At 40.4% G+C, this 21395-nt stretch carries 20 protein-coding genes, 5 tRNA genes, 1 rRNA gene and 1 riboswitch; of the genes, 11 read left to right on the top strand and 15 right to left on the bottom strand.

Annotated features, from left to right (window positions below; translation table 11 throughout):
* Positions 1–85: ribosomal RNA gene (gene rrf, locus FC62_RS06555) — 5S ribosomal RNA — on the top strand; the annotation flags it as partial.
* A 752-nt stretch (positions 86–837) separates the two neighbouring features.
* Here the strand turns inward: rrf and FC62_RS06545 are convergent.
* The 10 genes from FC62_RS06545 to FC62_RS06500 form a co-directional block, all read right to left on the bottom strand.
* Entirely contained in the window at positions 838–1962 is a 1125-nt protein-coding gene (locus FC62_RS06545) for a tyrosine-type recombinase/integrase (protein WP_056947074.1), read from the bottom strand.
* A gap of 113 nt (positions 1963–2075) precedes the next feature.
* Positions 2076–2969, bottom strand: coding sequence for an SHOCT domain-containing protein (locus FC62_RS08395; RefSeq protein WP_056947071.1), 894 nt, complete (start codon positions 2967–2969; stop codon positions 2076–2078).
* 177 nt (positions 2970–3146) lie between these two features.
* Positions 3147–3749, bottom strand: a complete 603-nt coding sequence (locus FC62_RS06535; RefSeq protein WP_054746103.1) for a DUF5067 domain-containing protein — start codon at positions 3747–3749, stop codon at positions 3147–3149.
* Positions 3750–3832: 83 nt separating this feature from the next.
* Positions 3833–4741, bottom strand: coding sequence for a DNA adenine methylase (locus FC62_RS06530; RefSeq protein WP_056947069.1), 909 nt, complete (start codon positions 4739–4741; stop codon positions 3833–3835).
* 57 nt (positions 4742–4798) lie between these two features.
* Positions 4799–6538: an ATP-dependent nuclease gene (locus FC62_RS06525; protein WP_056947064.1), complete on the bottom strand. Its 1740-nt coding sequence runs from the start codon at positions 6536–6538 to the stop codon at positions 4799–4801.
* 118 nt (positions 6539–6656) lie between these two features.
* Positions 6657–7337 carry a hypothetical protein gene (locus FC62_RS06520; RefSeq protein WP_056947061.1) on the bottom strand — a complete coding sequence of 227 codons (681 nt, stop codon included), beginning with the start codon at positions 7335–7337 and terminating at the stop codon, positions 6657–6659.
* Between the two features lie 93 nt (positions 7338–7430).
* The gene (locus FC62_RS06515) at positions 7431–8117 is read right to left on the bottom strand and encodes an Ltp family lipoprotein (RefSeq protein ID WP_056947058.1); all 687 of its coding nucleotides are present in this window, start codon (positions 8115–8117) and stop codon (positions 7431–7433) included.
* A gap of 87 nt (positions 8118–8204) precedes the next feature.
* Positions 8205–8594 (bottom strand): hypothetical protein, encoded by a 390-nt coding sequence (locus tag FC62_RS08390; RefSeq protein ID WP_236693796.1) that lies wholly within the window; start codon positions 8592–8594, stop codon positions 8205–8207.
* Between the two features lie 2 nt (positions 8595–8596).
* A complete protein-coding gene (locus FC62_RS06505; protein WP_056947055.1) occupies positions 8597–9025 on the bottom strand; it encodes a hypothetical protein in 429 nt (142 codons plus the stop codon).
* A complete protein-coding gene (locus tag FC62_RS06500; RefSeq protein ID WP_056947052.1) occupies positions 9025–9399 on the bottom strand; it encodes a helix-turn-helix domain-containing protein in 375 nt (124 codons plus the stop codon). The genes FC62_RS06505 and FC62_RS06500 overlap by 1 nt, the downstream gene beginning before the upstream one ends.
* A gap of 109 nt (positions 9400–9508) precedes the next feature.
* On the opposite strand from FC62_RS06500, the gene FC62_RS08540 reads away from it, so the two are divergent.
* The gene (locus FC62_RS08540) at positions 9509–9664 is read left to right on the top strand and encodes an SLAP domain-containing protein (protein ID WP_156408184.1); all 156 of its coding nucleotides are present in this window, start codon (positions 9509–9511) and stop codon (positions 9662–9664) included.
* A gap of 175 nt (positions 9665–9839) precedes the next feature.
* Here the strand turns inward: FC62_RS08540 and FC62_RS06495 are convergent.
* The 3 genes from FC62_RS06495 to rpsN all read right to left on the bottom strand — a co-directional run bounded on the left by FC62_RS06495 (position 9840) and on the right by rpsN (position 10388).
* Positions 9840–9929: transfer RNA gene (locus tag FC62_RS06495), tRNA-Ser, on the bottom strand.
* A gap of 9 nt (positions 9930–9938) precedes the next feature.
* Positions 9939–10011: transfer RNA gene (locus FC62_RS06490), tRNA-Asn, on the bottom strand.
* 107 nt (positions 10012–10118) lie between these two features.
* Positions 10119–10388 (bottom strand): 30S ribosomal protein S14, encoded by a 270-nt coding sequence (gene rpsN, locus FC62_RS06485; RefSeq protein WP_054746111.1) that lies wholly within the window; start codon positions 10386–10388, stop codon positions 10119–10121.
* A 218-nt stretch (positions 10389–10606) separates the two neighbouring features.
* Between rpsN and FC62_RS06480 the strand changes: the two genes are divergently transcribed.
* The 6 genes from FC62_RS06480 to FC62_RS06455 all read left to right on the top strand — a co-directional run bounded on the left by FC62_RS06480 (position 10607) and on the right by FC62_RS06455 (position 15056).
* Positions 10607–11509, top strand: a complete 903-nt coding sequence (locus FC62_RS06480) for a metal ABC transporter solute-binding protein, Zn/Mn family (RefSeq protein WP_236693795.1) — start codon at positions 10607–10609, stop codon at positions 11507–11509.
* A gap of 41 nt (positions 11510–11550) precedes the next feature.
* Complete coding sequence (locus tag FC62_RS06475; RefSeq protein ID WP_236693794.1) at positions 11551–11913, top strand: DUF1093 domain-containing protein; 363 nt, start codon at positions 11551–11553, stop codon at positions 11911–11913.
* Positions 11914–12035: 122 nt separating this feature from the next.
* A tRNA-Glu gene (locus FC62_RS06470) sits at positions 12036–12107 on the top strand.
* A 10-nt stretch (positions 12108–12117) separates the two neighbouring features.
* Positions 12118–12190: transfer RNA gene (locus tag FC62_RS06465), tRNA-Val, on the top strand.
* Between the two features lie 76 nt (positions 12191–12266).
* Positions 12267–12352: riboswitch (SMK box riboswitch) on the top strand.
* Positions 12350–13540, top strand: coding sequence for a methionine adenosyltransferase (gene metK, locus FC62_RS06460; protein WP_054746112.1), 1191 nt, complete (start codon positions 12350–12352; stop codon positions 13538–13540). Its footprint overlaps the riboswitch before it by 3 nt.
* Positions 13541–13589: 49 nt before the next feature.
* Entirely contained in the window at positions 13590–15056 is a 1467-nt protein-coding gene (locus FC62_RS06455) for an MDR family MFS transporter (protein WP_056947045.1), read from the top strand.
* Here the strand turns inward: FC62_RS06455 and FC62_RS06450 are convergent.
* Positions 15013–15690: a phosphatase PAP2 family protein gene (locus FC62_RS06450; protein WP_075362771.1), complete on the bottom strand. Its 678-nt coding sequence runs from the start codon at positions 15688–15690 to the stop codon at positions 15013–15015. The genes FC62_RS06455 and FC62_RS06450 overlap by 44 nt on opposite strands.
* 276 nt (positions 15691–15966) lie before the next feature.
* Between FC62_RS06450 and leuS the strand changes: the two genes are divergently transcribed.
* Both leuS and FC62_RS06440 read left to right on the top strand, forming a co-directional pair.
* Positions 15967–18381 carry a leucine--tRNA ligase gene (gene leuS, locus FC62_RS06445; protein ID WP_056947042.1) on the top strand — a complete coding sequence of 805 codons (2415 nt, stop codon included), beginning with the start codon at positions 15967–15969 and terminating at the stop codon, positions 18379–18381.
* Positions 18382–18460: 79 nt separating this feature from the next.
* The gene (locus FC62_RS06440) at positions 18461–20092 is read left to right on the top strand and encodes a putative polysaccharide biosynthesis protein (RefSeq protein WP_056947040.1); all 1632 of its coding nucleotides are present in this window, start codon (positions 18461–18463) and stop codon (positions 20090–20092) included.
* A 91-nt stretch (positions 20093–20183) separates the two neighbouring features.
* Here FC62_RS06440 and FC62_RS06435 read toward each other — a convergent pair whose 3' ends face one another.
* Complete coding sequence (locus FC62_RS06435) at positions 20184–21035, bottom strand: NAD(P)H-hydrate dehydratase (RefSeq protein ID WP_056947037.1); 852 nt, start codon at positions 21033–21035, stop codon at positions 20184–20186.
* A 58-nt stretch (positions 21036–21093) separates the two neighbouring features.
* On the opposite strand from FC62_RS06435, the gene FC62_RS06430 reads away from it, so the two are divergent.
* A tRNA-Leu gene (locus tag FC62_RS06430) sits at positions 21094–21177 on the top strand.
* Positions 21178–21395 lie beyond the last annotated feature (218 nt).

The following is a 21395-nucleotide window of genomic DNA, read 5'->3' as shown; positions in this document are numbered from 1 at the left end:
TCCCATGCCGAACACAGAAGTTAAGCTTCTTAACGCCGATAGTAGTTGGTGGGAGACTGCCTGCGAGGATAGGAAGTTGCCACGCTCATTTGAGCCAAGTCGAAAGACTTGGCTTTTTTCTTTTGCTTTTAAAATATATATATGAGCGGCGCCAAAAAACAACCCTCACCGTTTGGTGGTGGCTATTTTTGTGGGATAATATACGATATACTGATTTAAAACGATAAGGTTTGGAATTTTGATGGTTCAACATTTATATTACTATTTTGATGATTCGGGTGTTCTTCACAATAATTCCAAGGAAGAATATTTTGTGTATGCAGGATACGTTTTTATTGGGAGAGAAAATCGTGACAAAGCCAGTAGAAAGTATAAAAGTTTGATCAGAAATATTCGTAACAAAATAGGTATGGAAGTGGAGTTAAAAGCCTCAAAATTAATCAGACTTCCAAATTAAGCGTGCCTGTATGTACGCCGGCTGAACTGGTAAGCTCTTCCCGCTAAGGGTTAGGCTTATTTTTATTGCTGAAATTACTGAAACTATTGAAAAGTTTCAAATGTTGTTAAATAAAAAAATCTCCTTCAGCGAATAATCGATAGGGGGATTTTTGTTAAATGGTGCGATAATTAAGACTCTGACTATATTTTGACTACATAAATCTGAATATCTATGAAAATAGGCAAAGACAAAATGACGTTAAATCAACATTACGAACGTTTACGAAAGTGTATAAACACTAAAACGGAGAATAAGGGTAGCGTACTCTATTATTAGATAAGCCTTTATTAAGAGTGATTTATAAACGTTGAGTAAGTTTTTGGCAGACTTTTGGCAGACTAAAAATTTAATAAATTAATTGCATTGGTTACACGAGCTTCACTATCGCTAGTCACATGGGTATATATATTTAAAGTCATCTCAACGGTTTCGTGGCCAAGAATTTTTTGAACATCAGTTGGCTTAATATTTGGATTACTCTCAAACAGTAAACTAGCAAAAGTGTGCCTAAATCTGTGGGTCGTAATATGCCGTAGTGATTTATTCTTATCATAAACTTGCCTTAGCCATTGTGCCGGTTTTGATAGACTAACGTACGTATCCTTATATGTGTGAAAAAGTTTATCAAATTCAGCATTGGCCAGTTTATATTTTCTCAATTCGGTTAATAGGTTGTCTGAAATGGGAACTGTACGTTTACTTTTTGTGCTTTTTGGACTACCTACAATCAGTTTGTTATTGAACCCACTCGTCAATGTTTTATTAATATCGATAGTTTTCGTTGTAAAATCAATATCTTTCCAGGTCAACGCAAGAGCCTCAGATCTACGAAGTCCAGTTGAAGCTAATAGGAGAAAGTAAACATATACTCTTTGATTAATAGACTTTGCAGTTTCAAGAAATTCAATCAACTCTTGCTTATTATAGAAGTTGTGTTCAGTGTCTCTATGAAGACGAGTACTCTTTTTCGGTAATATTACATTTGTGACAGGATTACCTGTTGCAAGGTCCATAGTAACTGCAAAGGTATACATACGATTTAAATAATTGTAGATAATTTTAAATTTAACAATTTCTTTTGCTTTTCTATCAACAAGCTGTTGGATGATGGGTGTGGTGATTTCATTTATGTAATATTTACCTAGGGTCGGTTTAATATGGTGATCAAAGACTTGCTGAGTTTTATTAGCTGTTGATTCTTTCACACTGATTTTATAGCTCTCAAACCAAAGCTTAAATAATTCTTCAATTGTTATTTCATCGTTAACTTTAGACTGTATGCCATCAACTTTCATCTTATTAAATACTGCGTTTGCCTCATTATAGGATTTAAAACCACGTCTCTTTGTATTGATTTTTTTTTTGGTTAGCTTATCTGTACCAAGATAAATATAGAATCCATATAGAGTTTGTCCATTTTTATTTTGATATTCAAAAATTGCGCTGTTTGTTCGTTTTGCCATTGTCGTAACACCTCCAAAGATGCTAAAATTGAGTATACAAAAAGCATGAGAGTGCCTTTTGTTGGTAGCCATATCCAACTTCTTGGCGGGAGGGGATATGGCTATTTTTTATGTTATAAATCAAGTAACTGTTTTTTCTTTGCTTCAAATTCATCCTGAGTTATTATGCCATCATCTAGTAAAGATTTAAACGATCTTAATTCGTCTGCTGTAGATACTTTATTTTCTTTAATTGCACTATTTAAGGGATTTCGTAGTTCTGGAATGAGCTTTGTATTGATTATCTGAGTTGCTTTAATAAACAAGTCTTTATTCGCTGCGCCTAATGAAATTGTGTTCGGTGCTTTAGCAGGATCTAAATTGCGATCAGTAGACCAATAATTTTTAGGTGTGTTTTGTAAACCCGGTGCGGAAACAGTAAAATATCCAGACATAAAATGAAAATCAACACTTGTATTTGATACCTGTGTTAAAGGCATGGAGAAGTTACCTTGTCCTATCATGTGACCAGTCATATAACCGGATTTAATGATGTATAATGTCTGATCAGTAACAATTAAAAACTCCTTAAAGTCTCCCTTAAGCATAATTATGACCATTTCACTAGATGGGACCAGTTGAGTAGCTAAATTAATAAGTACGTCTTGATCGGTATTTATAAACAAGCCGGAATTACTATATTTAATTTGATTAATTACCTTATAATTATCGTTATTCGAAGTGATTGAAGATTTTTCAAATTTTGATATAGCATCGTTAAATTTGGAAGTAAAAGTATTTAAGTTATCAGAGTCCAGCAATTCAAACGGAATTAGATCAACGATGTCATTATTAAGTATAATGTGGATTGTGCCTTTAACTGAGAATATTTTAGGATTTAAAAATCTTATATATGGCGTTTGATTTAATGGTATCGTTTTTTCTTCATCGTTTTTGTTTTTATAATATAAGTTATCATCATCAAACCTTAAAAAATAATGTTTACCACATGTGGTGACCTGTTCCATTGTTATTCCTCCAGAATCAGAACCTATTCTGATATAATATATTTGTGTTAATTATCACCAATGCCTCACTCGTGCCAGCGAGTGGGGTGTTTTTCTGTTTTAGACTAGTCAAAAGCAATTAGTTTAGATTCACCATTGGAATTGAATCGTAGCTAGTCACCAGACTTGGGGTGGAGCTTAGTTAACGTTAATTGTTTTAGTCCCAATGGTAGTAAAATCTTCGTTAGAAAATTCAATAGTAACCGGTGTGTCATTAACAAGCTTAAACATCATAACTGTTTCAACTGTTTTGCCAGGTAATAAGCTGTTATTTAGGTTATCTTCTTGAGCTTGTAGTGGATTATTGCCATTTTCATCCAAAGCTAATGTTCCTGGGTCTAAATTAACATTTGACGTATCTGTCTTTTGTTTAGCGTGGATAACCATGTAAAAATTGGATGGATCTTGTTCTTCGTCCGAATTATTCTTGATTGTGTTGTAAATAACTAATACCTTCTCACCATCTTCAATACCATCACGGATTTCAGACTTGGTAAGCGTCATGGTCTCCATTCCTGCATAAAAGACATTGTCATTGTAGAACCACTCTTTATCAGGCGATGTAGGAATCTTGACGGGCTCGCTACTGGACTTCTTGGTTGATTGTTTAGTAGATTTCTTACTTTCTACTTTTGAAGCTTTTTCAGCGCTGTCATTTGACGATCCTCTATCATTACTACATGCAGACAATAGTAGTGCAGCGGATAGCATTGTCCCAACTAGTAAAATGGTCTTTTTCATTACATATTCCTCCATTACCAGAATTCTGGTATAATTTATCTGTTATTAGAGTTACCCAAGTCACCGTTGCCGCGGTGGCTTTTTTATTTCATTTGTTGTAAGAATACTGGTTGATGTGATTTTATTTTTAAAGTAGGACTTGCAAATATTAATTCTGGTCGACGACCTCTGTTGTTATTATTTGCCGAATATCTTAATTCATACTCAAATCTAAACTTGGCCGATCTATACAATTCAGATATTTGTTGTTGCTTATCATAGGTTGTTATCCATTTATGTTTGTTCAACGATAATATTTCTTTTGCTAAATCTTCGTGGCCAGATTCATCAAATGATGAATAGTATAGATTTGAACCTTGCTCAAAGTAAGGTGGATCGAAGAAAATAAAGTCTTTATACTCATCCAGAGATTCTCGCATTTGCGGAATCATGTCCAGCGCGTTCATTCTGGTTAATTTGATATGCTCAGACATTGAGGCAATAATATTAATTTTGTTGATGATAGTTTCTTTATTGAAACGGGCATATATTTTTGTATTTGCTTGTTGATATCCACCAATTGGCCCACCGGTAATTATTCCGCTTCTATTTGTTCGATTTAAAAAAAGAGTACTAAATGCGTTATCAATAGAATTCTGATGGTTTTTTTCTTTAAAATAAATAGATCTTTGTTCTCTCCAATATTCAATATTATACTGATCAGAGTTGTCACTACCATAATAGTCAAATGGCACCTGTCTGATTCTATTAATTAATTGGTCCGGTTTATTTAGAATTGCATTCCAAACTGAATAAATAGATTTATCATAATCGTTTATCCATATTGATTTAACCAGGCCATTTTTTAGTAGTTTAATTGGTAAACCGGCTCCTCCTGCAAATGGCTCGCAGTATGTTCCACTAATTCTGTTAATTTCTAAGAGATTAACAACAAAATCATATAACTGAGTTTTTCCACCGGGGTAGCGAAATGGTGAGTCTGTTCGTGGCATCGTAGTCGCCTCCTTATCACCAAGCTATCATAATTCCACTCATTTGGCCAGAATAAATTACCCAAAAAGATGGGATTTATTCTTTTTATCAACCGCGCGAAGTGCGTTGTTGTAATGTTTAATGAATTCTTCCAATACCAGTCGATTATTTTGCTCGCCAAAATAATCTTGCAATAAGTGTGTTTTACTAAAGAAATCGATAATATTTTTCCACCATTTTATACTCTCATGTATTTCTTCAAAAGAATTTTTTGAGATGGTGTTGAACTTTTCTTGAATCTTCGAGCTTGTGTATAATGATAATTGTGAAGTATACTCCAAGGAATTCCAAAATTTTTGGTGTTTAATAGGATCATTAGCGTAGTCTTTTAAGATATTAAATAGGAATATCTCCGGAGGACAAAAAGTAGGCAAAAAAATGATATTATCCGCATTTGGGTTGCTGGTATGAAAGCCTTTGCTAAATTCTGTATTCTGCAATGCTTCATTATTATCAATTCCGTTTCTTAGTCTTGCATCTCCATCTAAAACAATAAGAATGGACTTAAAATAGTCATCTTTTTCTACTAAGGTTTTGAGATGATTCTTCCCAAGGCTTACGTTTACGCTTGTAATTGTTACATTGGGATTTCCAAAAGGTAACTCAAGAGATTTTGCAGCGTCTAATAATAAGTCTAAAGTATCTGACGTACTTTTGTCTTCACAATATATTTTAATTTCGGGGCCTCTAAATGAGATCTGATTAAACAAATCTGCTTTTAGTAATTCATAGTCATTTTGTTTTGAGACACGTGGGATATTAGTATCTTTAAAATAGACAAGTCGAAAATCGCTTTGATTCGGAACATCAAGTTTAATGATTTCTTTCAAAATTGTGAGTGAATGTGTGGTTATAACTATTTGCAAATTTAAGTCGTTTGAGAGAATAACTAATAAGTTCCACAAACGTAAGACGGCGCTTGGATGAAGAGAGGCATCTAACTCATCAATGCATAAAACGCCGCCATTATAGTTGGTGGGATCATTTTCTTTTATTGCATAGAAGTCCGTCAACGCCGACACTATACTGCTTAGGTTATCTTGTCCGACTGATTGTGTGTCGTTTGTTGTATCTTTGATAGTTAAAACTAAATGTTTTTTTCCAAGCCTCTCTTTTTCAACAAAATAAGCTGTGACATTCTCTGGGTCAATGGAATTGGGTAAAACGGAATTATAACATTTGGCAAAAAAGTCAGCGTAATTTTTTCTAAAAATGTTATTATTTTTTGCTACTTGGGTAGATTTTAGTTCGGTTTCGCCAAGCGGTAATAGTCTTGAAAGGCTCAGATAAATTGTTGGTACTTGTATCCTTTTAGAATCAGTTATGTCGAATGCTTCTTTTGCATCTTCAATTGCTTGTTTCTGTGTAACGTCAGTTTGACTGTCAATAGGGATAGAAGTTCTTGGAAGTGGTCTGATACCACGATTAGCTGCAGTATAATCATTAAATCCAATTCGTTTGGTTAGATAGTATTGAGTGTTAATCATTTGATCATAATCAATAAACAAACGATATGATTTATAATCTTCTTTTTCAGAAATTTTGAATAGCTCTGAGAATTCAGGCCTGAATGCTATTCCGTTTAATCTTCTTGGCTGATCACGACTGTTAGTTCCAGTCGTAGAAGCAATAAGCGATAGCAGACTTGATTTACCAATCCCATTCTCTCCTGATATTACAGTAATTCTCTGTCCAAAGGTAAAATTGATATTATGAAACTTCCGAAAGTTTTCAATTTTCATACTACGATATTTCATTATGTACAACCTCCATCATTTCAGTTGTTTTTTAACACCCACCGCCGGAATCGGACCGGCGCAGAGGTCACCAGACGTGGGGGGATATGGCTATTTTATATGCAGTTAATTATTTGAATTAAAACTTTATTGTAGCATCTGGAAAAACATTTCCGGTACCGGTGCTGTTGACATAGACATCGTCAAACTGAATTTTAAAACTGGTTAATTTGGCTGCTTCTTCTGCAGGGACCCAAAAAAGCGTCCAGATTGTCTTTTTTGCCTTACTTCCGACTTCTGCTGGGTCACCACCAGACACTCCTGTATCATCATCTAGCTGGGTACCATCACTCAAGATAAGTGCTTCGGGTCCGTATATATCCGCCCGTTCTTTTGTATTATTGTTTAACTCTGTTTCGATAGCTATTACATAAAAAAACTCTCCGGTGGCACTAGGAAAACTATCTTTAGTATTTTCTTTGTCCAAGTCGTCTTTGGGAGTAAATTTGGTCAAGCGTACTTCTTTTAGGTTAACGGTATAACCGCCCTTAGATAGAGTTTTATTAGGATTAACAACTTTAACATCTTGTGTTTTTCCAAAGTATGTAAACTGTTGTGGTAATACTTTCTTTTCGCCTTTAGGAATTTCCACATTAACATTTTGACTTGCACTTTTACTTTCGCCTTTAGGAATTTCCACATTAACATTTTGACTTGCACTTTTACTTTTGCCTGTATTAGTTGTATCTTTCCCTCCACATGCAGTCAATAATACGGCAGCTGAAAAGGCTACAAATCCAGCTGTGAGTAATTTTTTCATTCTTATTTTCCTCCAAATAAATTCAGCTTTTTAAGTCGTCAGATTTGGACATCTTCTTGGCAGGAGAGGATATGGCTATTTTCTTAATCTAGCCTAGTCGTTCAAGTGTTGTATTGCATATTCTGCTTCTTCAGAGGTAAATTTTTCACCAGAAGACGAAGTTAGTTGGTCACGAATTGCATCTGGTGACATTGACATGTCTTCCTGATAGCTTTTAGCCTTAGCTAACGCATTCTTTTTCCAGTCTGCCTTAACTTTCCCCATAGCGTAGTTTGCTTCTTCTTGGGTGAATTTCTCACCGGATGATGATACTAGTTGTTCTTGGACAGATTGTTTTGACATATCCATTGTTGTTGCATACGACTTAGCCTTTTCAAGCGCATTTTTATTCCAATCAGCTTTCACGTTATCAATTGCATACTGTGCTGCTTCAGCACTGAATTGTTCACCGGCTTCTGAAGTTAATTGATCATATACTCCTTGTTTAGACATGTTCATCATTGATGCATATGATTTGGCCTTTGCCAAAGCTGATTTGTATTCAGCAGGTACATCAACCTTTTTGGATGATGATGATTTTTCTTTACTTTTACTAGACGATTGTTCTGTCTTTTCTGATGTATCAGCAGATGATGTAGATTCTTTATCTCCGCCCCCGCCTAGTGAAGATCCAATTCCAGCCACCACGATTACCGCAAGTACCCAGAACCAAATTCGTTTGTAGAAAGGTTTCTTTACCTTATATGTCTTTCCATCTTCGCCCGTTACTTTTTTCGCCATATTACTTATTCCTCCGTTACCAGAATTCTGGTATAATTTATTTGTTGTAATAGTTACCCAAGTCACCGTTGCCGCGGTGGCTTTTTATTATTTCTTCTTTATAAAAAATGCAATTAACATAATTACGGCAGCTATGATCAGGGCAGCCTTCCAATATGCTACTACTGCAGCAATTATCAAAATTCCAACGCCAATAGCTATTGCAATGTTCTTGCTCGAAGAATCAGTGCTGCCAGCTGATTGATTTTGAGTCTTTTTTTTATGAGAACCAGTACTTGTCTTCACTAAATCTCCAACTCCAAAGGTTGTCCTGTGATAAATTGCATTTTTGACTGATTTTTCGGGATTCTTAATGAATCCCATTCCTTTTTTTCCGTACCAAGGATTTACCGCACCCTTTACTTGTCGTTTCCATTTACCTGTTGTTCGTGCTTTAATGGATCTCTTTAAACTCGGTGTTCTAAGTCCTACTTTCATTTTTATTCCCCAATCTTATAAAAGTCTCTGGTTTCTTTGATGACGTAGTCTCTCAAATATTGTGGTATAGCATATGCGTCGATAAACTGATCTATGTCAGCAGATTCAGGTTCTATTTCAGCAAAGTGGTATTGAACTAACAACTCTATTCCACCAATATTGGCTTTATACTCAACGCCGTATTTACCCTTGTATGTAGTGTGATAGTACAATTTTGACTGTGTATCATCGCCATTGGTAACATGAGTGATTTCGTGAGCCAATTGAAATGGTAATTCTTTTTCGTTTGGCCAGTTCATGTTTATTATCACAAGTTTTTCTTCTGGATATGCGGCCGAAGGAGAATCAGGAGTTAGTTCACGAGTTAGTTCATAGCCGATTTTTTTGTCCCACGCATAATTCAAAAGATAATCAAATGCGTCATTGTTCATTACTTATCACGTCTACTTTCTAGGATACGTTTTATTACGTCCAAGTCCTCGTCTGGAATTTTCTTACCTTGATAAGTGAATACCGCATGGTCCTCAAAAGCATCTGCTAGTTCTACTCGTGAGAACGTGTCATCTCTATATCGTGGGTCTATAAATGACTTATGAACGTTGAAATAATCCGCTATCTTCTGAAGATTGCCAGCATTGGGTAATGATTTTCCTGTTACGTAACCATTTAAAGTGGCCAGTGGTAAATCTAAATCATCTGCGACTTGAGATTGGGTTTTTCCATGATTATTGATTAATTGTTTTATGTTTTTGGATATATCTTTTCGAGCCTGTAACTCTGCAGGCGTTAATTCGTTTCTTGACATAAAAATTTACCTCGTGAACACATTATATGAAATAACACGTAAATATTCAATATAATTTCGATTTTTTTCGTTTTTATATTGACAGTTACGAATATATTCGTATAATTGATTGAGTAAAGGCGTTGACGATAATCTCAAAACAAAGACGGGTGCGACATATAAAAAAGGCTCGTCATGGAAAGTCACAAGTGCAAGAATCGTTGACGGACAAGCGTACTATCTCATCGGTACGAACACTTGGATAGGTGGCAAGGATACAAAATAAAATAAAGCCTCTACCGTTTGGTAGGGGCTATTTTTTGTGGGAAAGTTTAGTTTTATAGATCAAGTTTTTGGCAGACTTTTGGCAGACTAAATCTGAATATCTATGAAAATAGGCAAAGACAAAATGACGTTAAATCAACATTACGAACGTTTGCGAAAGTGTATAAACACTAAAACGGAGAATAAGGGATTCGAACCCTTGATACAGATATAATCCATATACATGATTTCCAATCATGCTCCTTCGGCCGCTCGGACAATTCTCCAAAATAAAACTCCGGATGTCAGACTCGAACTGACGACATCTTGATTAACAGTCAAGCGCTCTACCAACTGAGCTAATCCGGAATAACTACTCCAATAATTATAGCGTTTGCATCTTCCACTTGTAAAGTCTATTGGAGAAAAATGCTAAATAAAAACCACTCATCTGAGTGGTTGAAATTTACTATTATTTACCAGCTTGCTTTCTTAACGCCAGGGATTTGGCCCAGATGGGCTAGACGTTTGAAATTGAGCCGAGACATCCCGAACTTACGCATATATGCACGTGGACGTCCATCAATTTGATCGCGATTGCGCAAACGATTAGGATTAGAATCTTTTGGTAGCTTTGCGAGAGCTTCATAATCGTGTGCAGCCTTTAGTTCCTGCCGTAAAGCTGCATACCTTGCGACCATTTGTTCTTGTTTTCTAAACTTTGCGATTTTAGATTTCTTAGCCAAGAAGTTACTCCTTTCCGTAGAAATGAACTATTTGATTTGATTAATATACCATATTCACTTACAAAAAACAAGTGAAATAATTTGAAATAAAGTAACGCAGTTGATTTTTCGGCGGTACGACTAAGAAATAATAAAGATAATCACTTTAATTTTACACGGATATTTAAGTGCTGTAAAATTATACACGTCAAATGTTATTAATGAATTGGAGGGATAGAGTGAAGAAAAAATTGCTTTCTAGTTTGGTGCTGACTCTTGCGGCGCTCCTGATCCTAGTTGGTTGCAGCAATGGTGTGAAGAAAGATGACGGGGAGATTAACGTTGTTACCACAACTGATTTTTATGGTGAGGTAGCTACAGCTGTGGTGGGAACTAAAGGTAAGGTCACAGCGGTGATTAACAGTTCGAAGACTGATCCCCATGATTTTGAACCAACAACGAAAACTGCCAAGCAGGTTGATAATGCGGATTTAGTTATTCAAAATGGTTTAGGATATGACAGCTGGATGAAACAGTTAATTAAGGTTCAGAACACCGAAGCCATTGATGTGGGCGTCGACGTCGCAAAGAAGAAGACGGGAGACAATCCTCATATCTGGTACTATCCAGAGATTATGAGCAAATTGGCTGATCGAATTGCGGCAGATCTTGGTGGTAAATATCCTACGTCAAAGGATTATTTCCGCAAAAACGCTGAGAAATACAAAAAGAGTTTAAAACCAATGCAAGAATTGGTCGCCGAGATGAAGAATAAATATCTGGATAGCTCAAATAAGGTTGCTTTTGTTAGCGAACCTGTCTTTGATTATTCTATCAAGGCCCTTGGCTTTAAGATTGGTAACCCGGAATTTGAGGCAGCTATCGAGAAAGAGACCGACCCTAGTCCGCAATCAATCGAAGAGATGAGGAAACAAATTAAGCAACGCAAGGTCCGTTTTTTTGTCGTCAATGAACAAGTAGACAATCCTGTCATTAGCGAACTGGTTGAGCTGGCAGACAAGAATAATGTCCCCGTCTTAAAGGTGACTGAGACGTTACCTGAGGGTAAGACATATATTCAATGGATGACTGACACGTATAAAAACTTAGAGCGAATTCTACTCCTGAATGCTCGGAAATAAAGAAGGAAGATTGAAATTATAAAAAAATTATTGCAGCAACAGTGCTTCTTGGCACAGTCCTACTTACCCTGTCTGGTTGTAGCTATTATAACTCTACCTATAAGGGCAGTACCGCTTATGCGGTAGTTCCTGAGGGTGTCAAGACTAAGTCAAAGAATAGTGACGGATCCGACTATAAGAAGAATGGTGAGCAGTACTACTACTACAGTTATAATTTTAAATGGGTGCTTGAAGACGGCACAACGAAGGAAGTTTCATGGCACAGCCAGGAATCCGCAAATCCAACTATGCTCGAGGCAGGCAGCTATGTTAAAGGAGAGGTCTCAGATAAGCGTGTGACTAAGGGTCCAAATGCGGTTTCTGAGGGTGATATCCCTGCAAAAGTACTAGAAAAATTACGTTAGCGATAAAGTAGCCGATTGGCTTCTTTTTATTTTGACTAAAAAATTAAAAAATTAGCTAAATCTGTTGCCAAGTATATTGGCATCTGGTATATTAATACATGTTGTCAGAGAGACGGAATTATGGCCCGTTGGTCAAGTGGTTAAGACACCGCCCTTTCACGGCGGTATCATGGGTTCAAATCCCGTACGGGTCATTTACATTATGGAGGATTAGCTCAGCTGGGAGAGCGTCTGCCTTACAAGCAGAGGGTCACAGGTTCGAACCCTGTATCCTCCATCACCAAAAGCTTCATCGCTAATAGTCGATGAGGCTTTTTTATTATTTAAATTCCGGCTAGATTATGTTAATATAGACAAGTTACAATCCCGATAGGATTCAGTGGAATCGTTCCGCTGGAGATGCCTTGTAACCGATAAATAGTAGGGGGACTACATAATGGAAAAGAGATTATTTACTTCTGAATCAGTTTCGGAAGGTCATCCAGACAAGATTGCCGATCAGATTTCTGATGCCATTCTTGATGCAATGCTCACACAGGATCCGGATGCGCGCGTTGCGTGTGAGACTGTTGTGACTACCGGTCTAGTACTCGTGGTCGGAGAAATCACTACTAGTGCTGATGTCGATATTCAGGCGTTGGTACGCAAGACTATTCTGGAAATCGGCTATGACAGACCAGAATTAGGATTTGACGGTCATCACAGTGCGATTCTGATTGATATCGATGAACAATCACCCGATATTGCTGGTGGTGTTGATGATTCACTCGAAGTACGGGAGAATCAAAATGATGTCGATCAATTCGACCAAATTGGTGCCGGCGATCAGGGCTTGATGTTTGGTTTCGCTATCGACGAGACACCCGAGTTAATGCCACTACCAATCACGCTTGCTCACGGCTTGATGCGGCGTGTTGCTCATTTACGTAAAGCAAGAATTTTGCCATGGTTACGCCCTGACGCAAAAGCTCAGGTGACAGTCGAATATGATGAGCATAATCACCCTCAGCGGGTCGATACAATTGTCATTAGTACACAGCATGATGAGGACGTTGATAATGTGACTATCAGGTCTGCGATGATTGACCAGGTGATTAAGCAGGTAATTCCGGCTAATCTACTTGATCAAGACACCAGGTTCTTGATTAACCCTAGTGGCCGTTTTGTGATTGGTGGCCCACAAGGTGATGCAGGGCTGACCGGGAGGAAGGTAATCGTTGATACCTATGGTGGCTATGCTCGACATGGTGGCGGTGCTTTCTCTGGTAAAGATGCCACTAAAGTTGACCGTTCTGCTAGCTATGCTGCACGTTACATTGCTAAGAACATCGTTGCAGCCAAGATTGCTTCTAAGATTGAAGTGCAGCTAGCTTACGCGATTGGTGTGGCCCATCCGGTCAGCATCAACGTCAACACTTACGGTACCAGTAAGGTTAACGCTGAAGATTTAGTGAAGGTAATTCGCGAGGTGTTCGACCTGCGACCTGCAGGAATTATCCAGATGCTCGATTTAAAACGTCCAATTTACCAGCAGACGGCTGCATACGGCCACTTTGGCCGGCCAGACCTTGATTTGCCTTGGGAGAGAACGGATAAGGTAGACGCACTACTCAATTTATTAAAATAAAGAAGTGAACGTTTGGGACTTTTCCAAGCGTTTTTTTAAGGGAAATTTGATGGAAAAGAAAACAAATACGGTTGTAGTAACAGTTGCAATCTTTATCGCCACATTTATGACTGCAATTGAGGGCACGATTGTCTCGACGGCCATGCCAACGATTGTGTCAGATTTGCACGGCCTGAATATCATGAACTGGGTCGTCTCCATCTTCTTGCTGATGACCGCCGTTTCTACGCCGGTTTATGGCAAGCTGGCCGATTCTCTCGGACGGAAACCGATATTTATTTTCGGCTTAATCGTGTTTATTGTTGGCTCGGCTCTCTGTGGACTGGCACAGAACATGGTCAGCCTGATTATCTTTCGTGTGATTCAAGGACTGGGCGCCGGAGCAATCCAACCTGTCTCATTTACGATTATCGCAGATATCTACCCAATTGAGAAACGGGCCAAGGTGCTGGGCTTCAACGGCTCTGCTTGGGGCATTGCCTCCATTCTGGCACCGTTATTGGGTGGGTTCATTGTAGAACAATTTAGTTGGCATTGGGTGTTTTACCTCAACTTACCAATCGGATTGCTGACGATTGTGCTGATCATGGTTTTTTTGCGTGAGCCAAGACGAAAGATGAATACCATAATCGATTATAAGGGCACTAGTTTGCTCGTGATTTTCCTTGTGGTAATCATGTTACTGTTACAAGAACTGGGCCAAATACAGAATTGGTTCCTACCTGTGATTCTTGTTCTATTAGCAATTGGTAGTGGCCTGTTATTCTGGCATGTGGAACAGAATTCGCAGGATCCGATTCTTCCGGTTTCCATCTTGAAAAATAAGCAGTTTCTGGGCATTAATGTTGTCACACTATTGATTAGTGGCTTCTTAATTGGGTTCGAATTCTATTTGCCGATTTGGATGCAAGGTATTCTTGGTGAGCCGGCGACAGCCGCTGGTTTCGCAGTGACCCCAAGTTCTATTCTCTGGATTCTTGGCTCGTTCGTGACGGGGCATTTGCTCACTAAAATTAGTATTCAAAAAATTCTCTATCTTTCGCTGTCGTTCTTGCTGGTGGGTAATTTATTGCTGATTGTTGTTCCCGAATCCACACCGTTCCTCTTCTTCTTTTTGATTGCGGCGCTCTGTGGCTTTGGCTTTGGTACAGCAATCACGGCGACGGCTGTGGCATCTCAGACTGTTGTCTCAAAGGAAAATATTGGCGTGGCAACTTCCTTTAATTCACTCGTGAAGTACCTAGGTCAAACAATGATGGTCTCGATTTTCGGTATTGTATTCAACATGTACGTTGCTAAGGGCTTAGATGGTCAGCCAAACTTAACGCAGGCGATGATGAACAAGGTCGTTAATTCGGCTGATGCTAAAAAAATGGACCCAACATTGTTGGCTCCATTACAAAATATTTTGTTCTCTGCTTTGAAGGGGGTCTTCTACGCCTCAATCGTCGTGATTATCATCGCGTTCTTCGTTAATTTAATGAATCGCGCGCAAAGGGAGTCGAAGTTGGGTTAAAGGATAGCCGGTAGCGGTAGTACAGATAGAGGCTAACCATGATAAATGTTAATCCTAGTAAGAAGCCACCGAGGACGTCGCTTGGAAAGTGAACGTGCAGGTAGATGCGGCTATAGCCGATTAGGATAGGCATGCTACCAAAGATTAATGTCGCCAGAGTTTGTAGCACATGGCTTTTTACCAGAATTATCGTGACAATAATCAAAAGGCTAAAGAAGGTGATTGAGCCGATTGAATGGCCTGACGGAAACGAGTAGCCGCCAGCGTGCACCAGGTGGTGGGCAGTAGGCCGTGGTCGTTTTATAATGTGCTTGACGATTGAGTTGGTCAGATTGGCGAGGGCCATCGTGCCTGCAAAATATAGTGCTAGTGGGTAGCGTTTGATTAAAAGAAGTAGCGCAGCCGCGATAATCGTCAAAACAGTCATGGTCTTGGTATTACCAACAACGGTGATTGAACGCGCAAATATGAGGTTGGTTTCATTGTGATTAACAATTACGTTGATCAGAGTTTTGTCGAAGCTGTTGATTACCGGTTGACTAGTGGCAACCAATATTGCCCAGGTAAGGAAGAGCAGAAGTAATACTAGGCTGGCAATGCCAAATTTACGAGCACGGATTTGATTCTGATTCATGTGAGATTCATCCTTTAACTTTTCATTCTAATGTGGTAAATTATAACTATTATTGATTCAAAGATAAAGGCACAAGAGTAGTAGAGTGGAGAACTTTGCAGAGAGTGGTTGGCTGGTGTGAAACCATAAGAGGAAATTCGAACTCGCTTGAATATTGCCAAACGTCGGTCACGTTACGACCAAATGAGCGCCACATTACGTGGAACTTAGGTGGTACCGCGAATATTTCGTCCTATTGATTTTAATCAATGGGACTTTTTTATTAGGAGGAAGAAAATGGCATATAACCATAAAGTTGTTGAGGCAAAGTGGCAGAAGTATTGGGCAGAGCACAAGACTTTCAAGACTACAGAGGATAAGAACAAAAAGAATTTCTACGCATTAGATATGTTCCCATATCCATCTGGTAAGGGGCTACATGTCGGGCATCCAGAAGGCTACACCGCAACTGACATTATCAGTAGAATGCGTCGGGCACAGGGCTATAATGTATTGCACCCAATGGGTTGGGATGCATTTGGCTTGCCCGCAGAGCAGTATGCGATGGATACTGGCAACGATCCAGCAGAGTTTACCAAAGAGAATATCGCCACGTTTAAGAAGCAGATTAACATGCTCGGATTCTCGTATGACTGGGACCGCGAAGTGAATACGACTGATCCGAACTTCTATAAGTGGACCCAGTGGATTTTTGAACAAATGTACAAAAAAGGTTTGGCATACGAGGCCGAGGTACCGGTCAACTGGAGTCCTGATTTAGGTACAGTTGTGGCGAACGAAGAGGTCATTGATGGTAAAACTGAGCGTGGGGGCTATCCAGTTTACAGGAAACCGATGCGGCAGTGGATGCTGCGGATTACTGCCTATGCTGATCGCCTACTAGATGACTTAGACCTCGTTGATTGGCCGGAGAGTATCAAAGAGATGCAGCGAAACTGGATTGGGCGCTCAACTGGGGCACAGGTGACCTTTAAGGTTGCGGCGACTGATGCCCAGTTCAACGTCTTCACTACGCGGCCTGATACGCTCTTTGGGGCTAGTTACACTGTTTTGGCGCCTGAGCATGAACTTGTGAGCCAAATCACGACACCTGCTCAAAGAGAGACTGTGGATGCGTATATCAAGCAGACTGAGCAGAAGAGCGACCTCCTTAGAACTGATTTGAATCACGATAAAACGGGTGTCTTTACCGGTGCCTTCGCCATTAACCCGGTTAACGGCGAGAGATTACCAATCTGGATCAGTGACTACGTGTTGGCCAGCTATGGTACTGGCGCCGTGATGGCTGTGCCAGCCCACGATGACCGTGACTTTGAATTTGCCCAGAAATTTGACTTGCCGATTAACGAAGTAGTTGCCGGTGGTGATGTTACTAAGGAAGCCTTTACTGGTGACGGTGAGCACGTGAACTCGGACTTCTTAGACGGTCTGTACAATGAGGAAGCCATTCAGAGAATGACGGACTGGTTAGAGGAGCATCAGGTTGGTCAGAAAAAGGTTAACTACAAACTACGCGACTGGTTATTTAGCCGCCAACGTTATTGGGGTGAACCAATTCCGGTTATTCACTGGGAAGATGGCGAGACAACCCTAGTGCCTGAGGATGAGTTGCCATTACGCTTACCATTTACCAAGAACATTGCACCTTCAGGGACAACCGAGAGTCCGCTGGCGAACATCACCGACTGGGTCAATGTGGTTGATAAAAATGGCCGAAAAGGGCGCAGAGAAACCAACACAATGCCTCAATGGGCGGGTAGTTCTTGGTACTACTTAAGATATATTGATCCAAATAATGATAGAGAATTAGCCGATCCTGAGAAACTAAAAGAGTGGTTACCGGTTGACCTCTACGTGGGTGGTGCCGAGCACGCCGTGTTGCACCTCCTCTATGCCCGTTTCTGGCATAAGGTATTGTATGATTTAGGCGTTGTACCAACGAAGGAGCCATTCCAGAAGCTTTATAATCAAGGCCTTATTTTGAAAAACCACGAGAAGATGTCGAAGTCAAAGGGCAATGTTGTGAACCCAGACGATGTCATTGCCGAGTTCGGTGCCGACTCATTACGCGCATACGAGATGTTTATGGGACCGCTCGACGCCGCAATTGATTGGGCCGACGATGGTCCGGCCTCCACTAAGAAGTTCCTGGACCGGGTATGGCGGTTGTTCGTGAACGACCTCGATGTGACGCCGATTCTGACGGATAAGGTCGGTGCAAAGAACGACGGTAAGCTAGACAAGGTTTACAACGAAACGGTCAAGAAGGTAACGGAAGACTTTGAATCAATGCATTTCAACACGGCAATTAGCCAGATGATGGTCTTCATCAACGAGGCGTACAAGGTGGATATCATCCCGACGGAGTATGCTGAAGGGTTCGTGCAGCTGTTAGCACCTGTTGCACCCCACATGATGGAAGAAATTTGGCAAATTATGGGTCATGAAACAAGCATATCGTTTGCGGCTTGGCCAACATATGATGAATCAAAACTCGTTGAAGACACCGTAGAAATTATTGTTCAGGTGAACGGCAAGGTCCGCGGTAAGTTCCAGGTTGCTCGGGATACCGCAAAGGACGAGGTTGAACGTTTAGCCTTGACTGAAAAGCATGTTGTATCCTTCTTGAAGGGACAGGAGCCAAAAAGGGTGATTGTGATTCCAAACAAAATTGTCAATATCGTCTTGTAAACACTAAATTTTTCCTAAAGTCATATGAATTGTGACTGTAAATTTGTATGATAGAAATAATAGGGAATAGGAAGACTTTATGCAGAATAAAAATTCGCAGCCCACGAGCTCGCACGAAAGCTTGATTCGTGGCTCTGCCTGGATGACATTTGGCTCAATTTTTTCACGAATCTTAGGGGCAATCTATATTATTCCGTGGTACGCCTGGATGGGGGACCATGGGAACGTGGCTAATGCGTTAACTGCTAAGAGCTACAATATTTACAGCCTCTTTTTGATTATTTCAACCGCCGGAATTCCTGGTGCCGTTGCCAAGCAGGTAGCTCACTACAACGCTTTAAATGAGTATGGCGTGGGCAAGCGACTGTTCAAGAGTGGACTTGGCCTAATGGTGTTGCTGGGTATTATCTCGGCTGCGGTCATGTATTTCCTCGCCCCAATCCTTAGCGGAGGGGATCTACGGCAGGTACCGGTGTTGCAAAGCTTAGCCATCGCTGTGCTAATCATACCCGTGATGAGCCTGACTCGCGGGTTCTTTCAGGGCTACAACAACATGGCACCAAGCGCCCTATCACAGTTCGTCGAACAGCTGGCCCGTGTCATCTGGATGCTCCTAACTGCTTTTATCATTATGCAGGTACAACATGGAGACTTCCTAGATGCCGTGGTCCAATCCAACCTTGCTGCCGCTATTGGTGCGGTGTTTGGTTTGTTATTGCTGGTGTATTTCTACAAAAAAAAGCAGGCAGACATTAATGAACTTGTGTTGAATAGCAACCACGAGGTTGAGGTTTCTACTAAGAGCCTGTTGGGCGAAATAGTCCGGCAATCGATTCCGTTTATTATCCTCGATTCCGGAATTACATTCTTCCAGTTGATTGATCAGTACACGTTTCACCCACTGATTAAGTTGTTTGTGGTAGCGGACTATGACCGGATCGAAAGCTGGTATGCTTTATTTGGTCTGAACGCCAACAAGTTAATCATGATTATCGTGTCTTTAGCCACCGCGATGGCCGTGACATCTATTCCTTTACTAGCGGGTGCGCATGCCAGAAGAAATACACGAGATATTCGCGATCAGATTGAGAGTACTTTGGAACTGTTTTTGTTCGTGATGCTGCCAAGTAGCATGGGAATGGCGGCTATTGCGCAGCCAATCTACACAATCTTCTATGGTTATGACGCTACCGGAGCGAGCGTGCTCTACCTATCAGCATTTATCTCGATTCTCCTGGGCTTGTTCGCCGTCCTTGTAGCTATTATGCAGGGATTATCTGAGAATGGCCTAGCCATCAAGTATCTTGTGATCGGGATCTTGTTAAAGTTTGCACTGCAATTGCCGGCAATCTACTTCTTCAAGCTGTATGGTCCGCTGTTGGCTACTGCCGCTGGCATGGGAATTACTTGTTGGCTGGCGCTTTATCACATGAAAACGAGCTATCATTACAATCAGCCACGTCTAGAACGTAGATTCATCGGTATTGCGGCATTCTCTCTGTTAATGTTTGGCGCTGTTAGTGGTACTTTGAAGTTGCTGTACCTCTGGTTGTCTGAAACAAGCAGGTTTCATGCGGTTATTGCCATCGTCGTGGCACTAGTTGTCGGAGTGTTAGTTTACGGTTTCTGTGTGTTGAAGACCGAACTTGCACAGAAGATTCTCGGCGAGAAAATTAATGGTCTGTTGCGAAAATTACATATTAGAATTTAAATTAAAAATGCTTAGTCAGCTATACTCCTAGTTCATTGGACACGGAAATAATTAAAATTCCGGTCGAACAAACTAGGAGTATTTATTTTGACTAGGCATTTTGCTTGCTGAATTGTTGGATTACTTGGGGAAGGAGGTGAGACAGCTTGGCTGGGAGCACGACATAGTCCTGCTGTGCAATCTGGTCTCCCGTGAAACTGTGCAGATAAACTGCGGCATTAACCGTATTTGTTGTGGTACCGAACTGGGCAACGATTCCGGCAATGATACCGGTAAGTGTGTCACCCATGCCACCGGTAGCCATTCCAGGATTTCCTAACGGATTCTGCCAAACAGTAGGGGACTGATCGTATACTTTTGTCCTCTCTGATTTCAGCACGAGTGTGGCGTGGTCAGATAACTTGGCTAGTTGAGTGCTATTCTGCAAATCGGTCTGCGCGGCAATTTTCACGCCGCTGAGTCGTTGCCATTCCATTTGGTGTGGCGTCAGAATAATTTGTGCTTTACAGTCGTTAATTAATGCAGGATTTTCAGCCGAAATTGTGAGTGCGCTCGCATCGATGATACACGTCTGCTGCTCAACGAGTAGCTTGAGACACGTTTTTACTAGTTCGAGGGCAAAAGGGGTCGTACCAAGACCGGGGCCAATTACAACGATGTCTGCTGCCTTTATTGCCGGCACCAGCAACTCTTGTGCATGGTAGTCGATAAACATCGCTTCTGGAATTCGGGTATGGAGTGCGGCATTGTTGATGCTGTTGGTCGCCACAGTAATTAGGCCAGCGCCTGTATTCAGACAGGCTTCAGCCGCCATAATGATGGCGCCACCGAATTGTTCGTTTCCACCAACTAGAAGCACACGACCATAGTTGCATTTATATGATTTTGGTGCGCGTGGTGTGATTGTTTGCGCCACCTGCTCAGCTGTAATATTTTTTAGCATAATTTCCTCGTTTCTTCTTTTATTTTAGAATATTTCTGGTAAAATAAAAAGAGTACTTGCCCCAATGGCGGAATTGGCAGACGCGCAGCGTTCAGGTCGCTGTATGGGTTTCCATGTGCAGGTTCGACTCCTGTTTGGGGCATATATTAGGTTTTCTTAGTTAAACTTCGGAAAACTAAAGCACCTATCAAACGTTGATATAACAGCGTTTGTAGGTGCTTTTTGTTTTGACAGAATTTCTTCGTAAAACTATGGTTTTTCGGAGTTAGTCGGACAAATGGTGGACAAAGCTCGCACAATGTTACCCACGATATTCTTTACTGAACACATTGCCACCAAGCAGCTCGAGCTCATTCCAAC

It is taken from the genome of Amylolactobacillus amylotrophicus DSM 20534, assembly GCF_001434555.1.
In the GTDB taxonomy this organism is placed as follows: domain Bacteria; phylum Bacillota; class Bacilli; order Lactobacillales; family Lactobacillaceae; genus Amylolactobacillus; species Amylolactobacillus amylophilus.
This window is presented reverse-complemented; position numbering and strand designations above follow the sequence as displayed.

What these genes read in the sequence shown, in the direction of transcription:
- FC62_RS06515 (WP_056947058.1), bottom strand. Translation starts at nt 8,117, where the DNA reads ATGGCGAAAAAAGTAACGGGCGAAGATGGAAAGACATATAAGGTAAAG.
- FC62_RS06455 (WP_056947045.1), top strand. Translation starts at nt 13,590, where the DNA reads ATGGAAAAGAAAACAAATACGGTTGTAGTAACAGTTGCAATCTTTATC.
- FC62_RS06530 (WP_056947069.1), bottom strand. Translation starts at nt 4,741, where the DNA reads ATGCCACGAACAGACTCACCATTTCGCTACCCCGGTGGAAAAACTCAG.
- FC62_RS06535 (WP_054746103.1), bottom strand. Translation starts at nt 3,749, where the DNA reads ATGAAAAAGACCATTTTACTAGTTGGGACAATGCTATCCGCTGCACTA.
- FC62_RS06505 (WP_056947055.1), bottom strand. Translation starts at nt 9,025, where the DNA reads ATGAACAATGACGCATTTGATTATCTTTTGAATTATGCGTGGGACAAA.
- FC62_RS06545 (WP_056947074.1), bottom strand. Translation starts at nt 1,962, where the DNA reads ATGGCAAAACGAACAAACAGCGCAATTTTTGAATATCAAAATAAAAAT.
- FC62_RS06500 (WP_056947052.1), bottom strand. Translation starts at nt 9,399, where the DNA reads ATGTCAAGAAACGAATTAACGCCTGCAGAGTTACAGGCTCGAAAAGAT.
- FC62_RS06440 (WP_056947040.1), top strand. Translation starts at nt 18,461, where the DNA reads ATGCAGAATAAAAATTCGCAGCCCACGAGCTCGCACGAAAGCTTGATT.
- metK (WP_054746112.1), top strand. Translation starts at nt 12,350, where the DNA reads ATGGAAAAGAGATTATTTACTTCTGAATCAGTTTCGGAAGGTCATCCA.
- FC62_RS08390 (WP_236693796.1), bottom strand. Translation starts at nt 8,594, where the DNA reads ATGAAAGTAGGACTTAGAACACCGAGTTTAAAGAGATCCATTAAAGCA.
- FC62_RS06520 (WP_056947061.1), bottom strand. Translation starts at nt 7,337, where the DNA reads ATGAAAAAATTACTCACAGCTGGATTTGTAGCCTTTTCAGCTGCCGTA.
- leuS (WP_056947042.1), top strand. Translation starts at nt 15,967, where the DNA reads ATGGCATATAACCATAAAGTTGTTGAGGCAAAGTGGCAGAAGTATTGG.
- FC62_RS06450 (WP_075362771.1), bottom strand. Translation starts at nt 15,690, where the DNA reads ATGAATCAGAATCAAATCCGTGCTCGTAAATTTGGCATTGCCAGCCTA.
- FC62_RS06525 (WP_056947064.1), bottom strand. Translation starts at nt 6,538, where the DNA reads ATGAAATATCGTAGTATGAAAATTGAAAACTTTCGGAAGTTTCATAAT.
- FC62_RS06435 (WP_056947037.1), bottom strand. Translation starts at nt 21,035, where the DNA reads ATGCTAAAAAATATTACAGCTGAGCAGGTGGCGCAAACAATCACACCA.
- FC62_RS08395 (WP_056947071.1), bottom strand. Translation starts at nt 2,969, where the DNA reads ATGGAACAGGTCACCACATGTGGTAAACATTATTTTTTAAGGTTTGAT.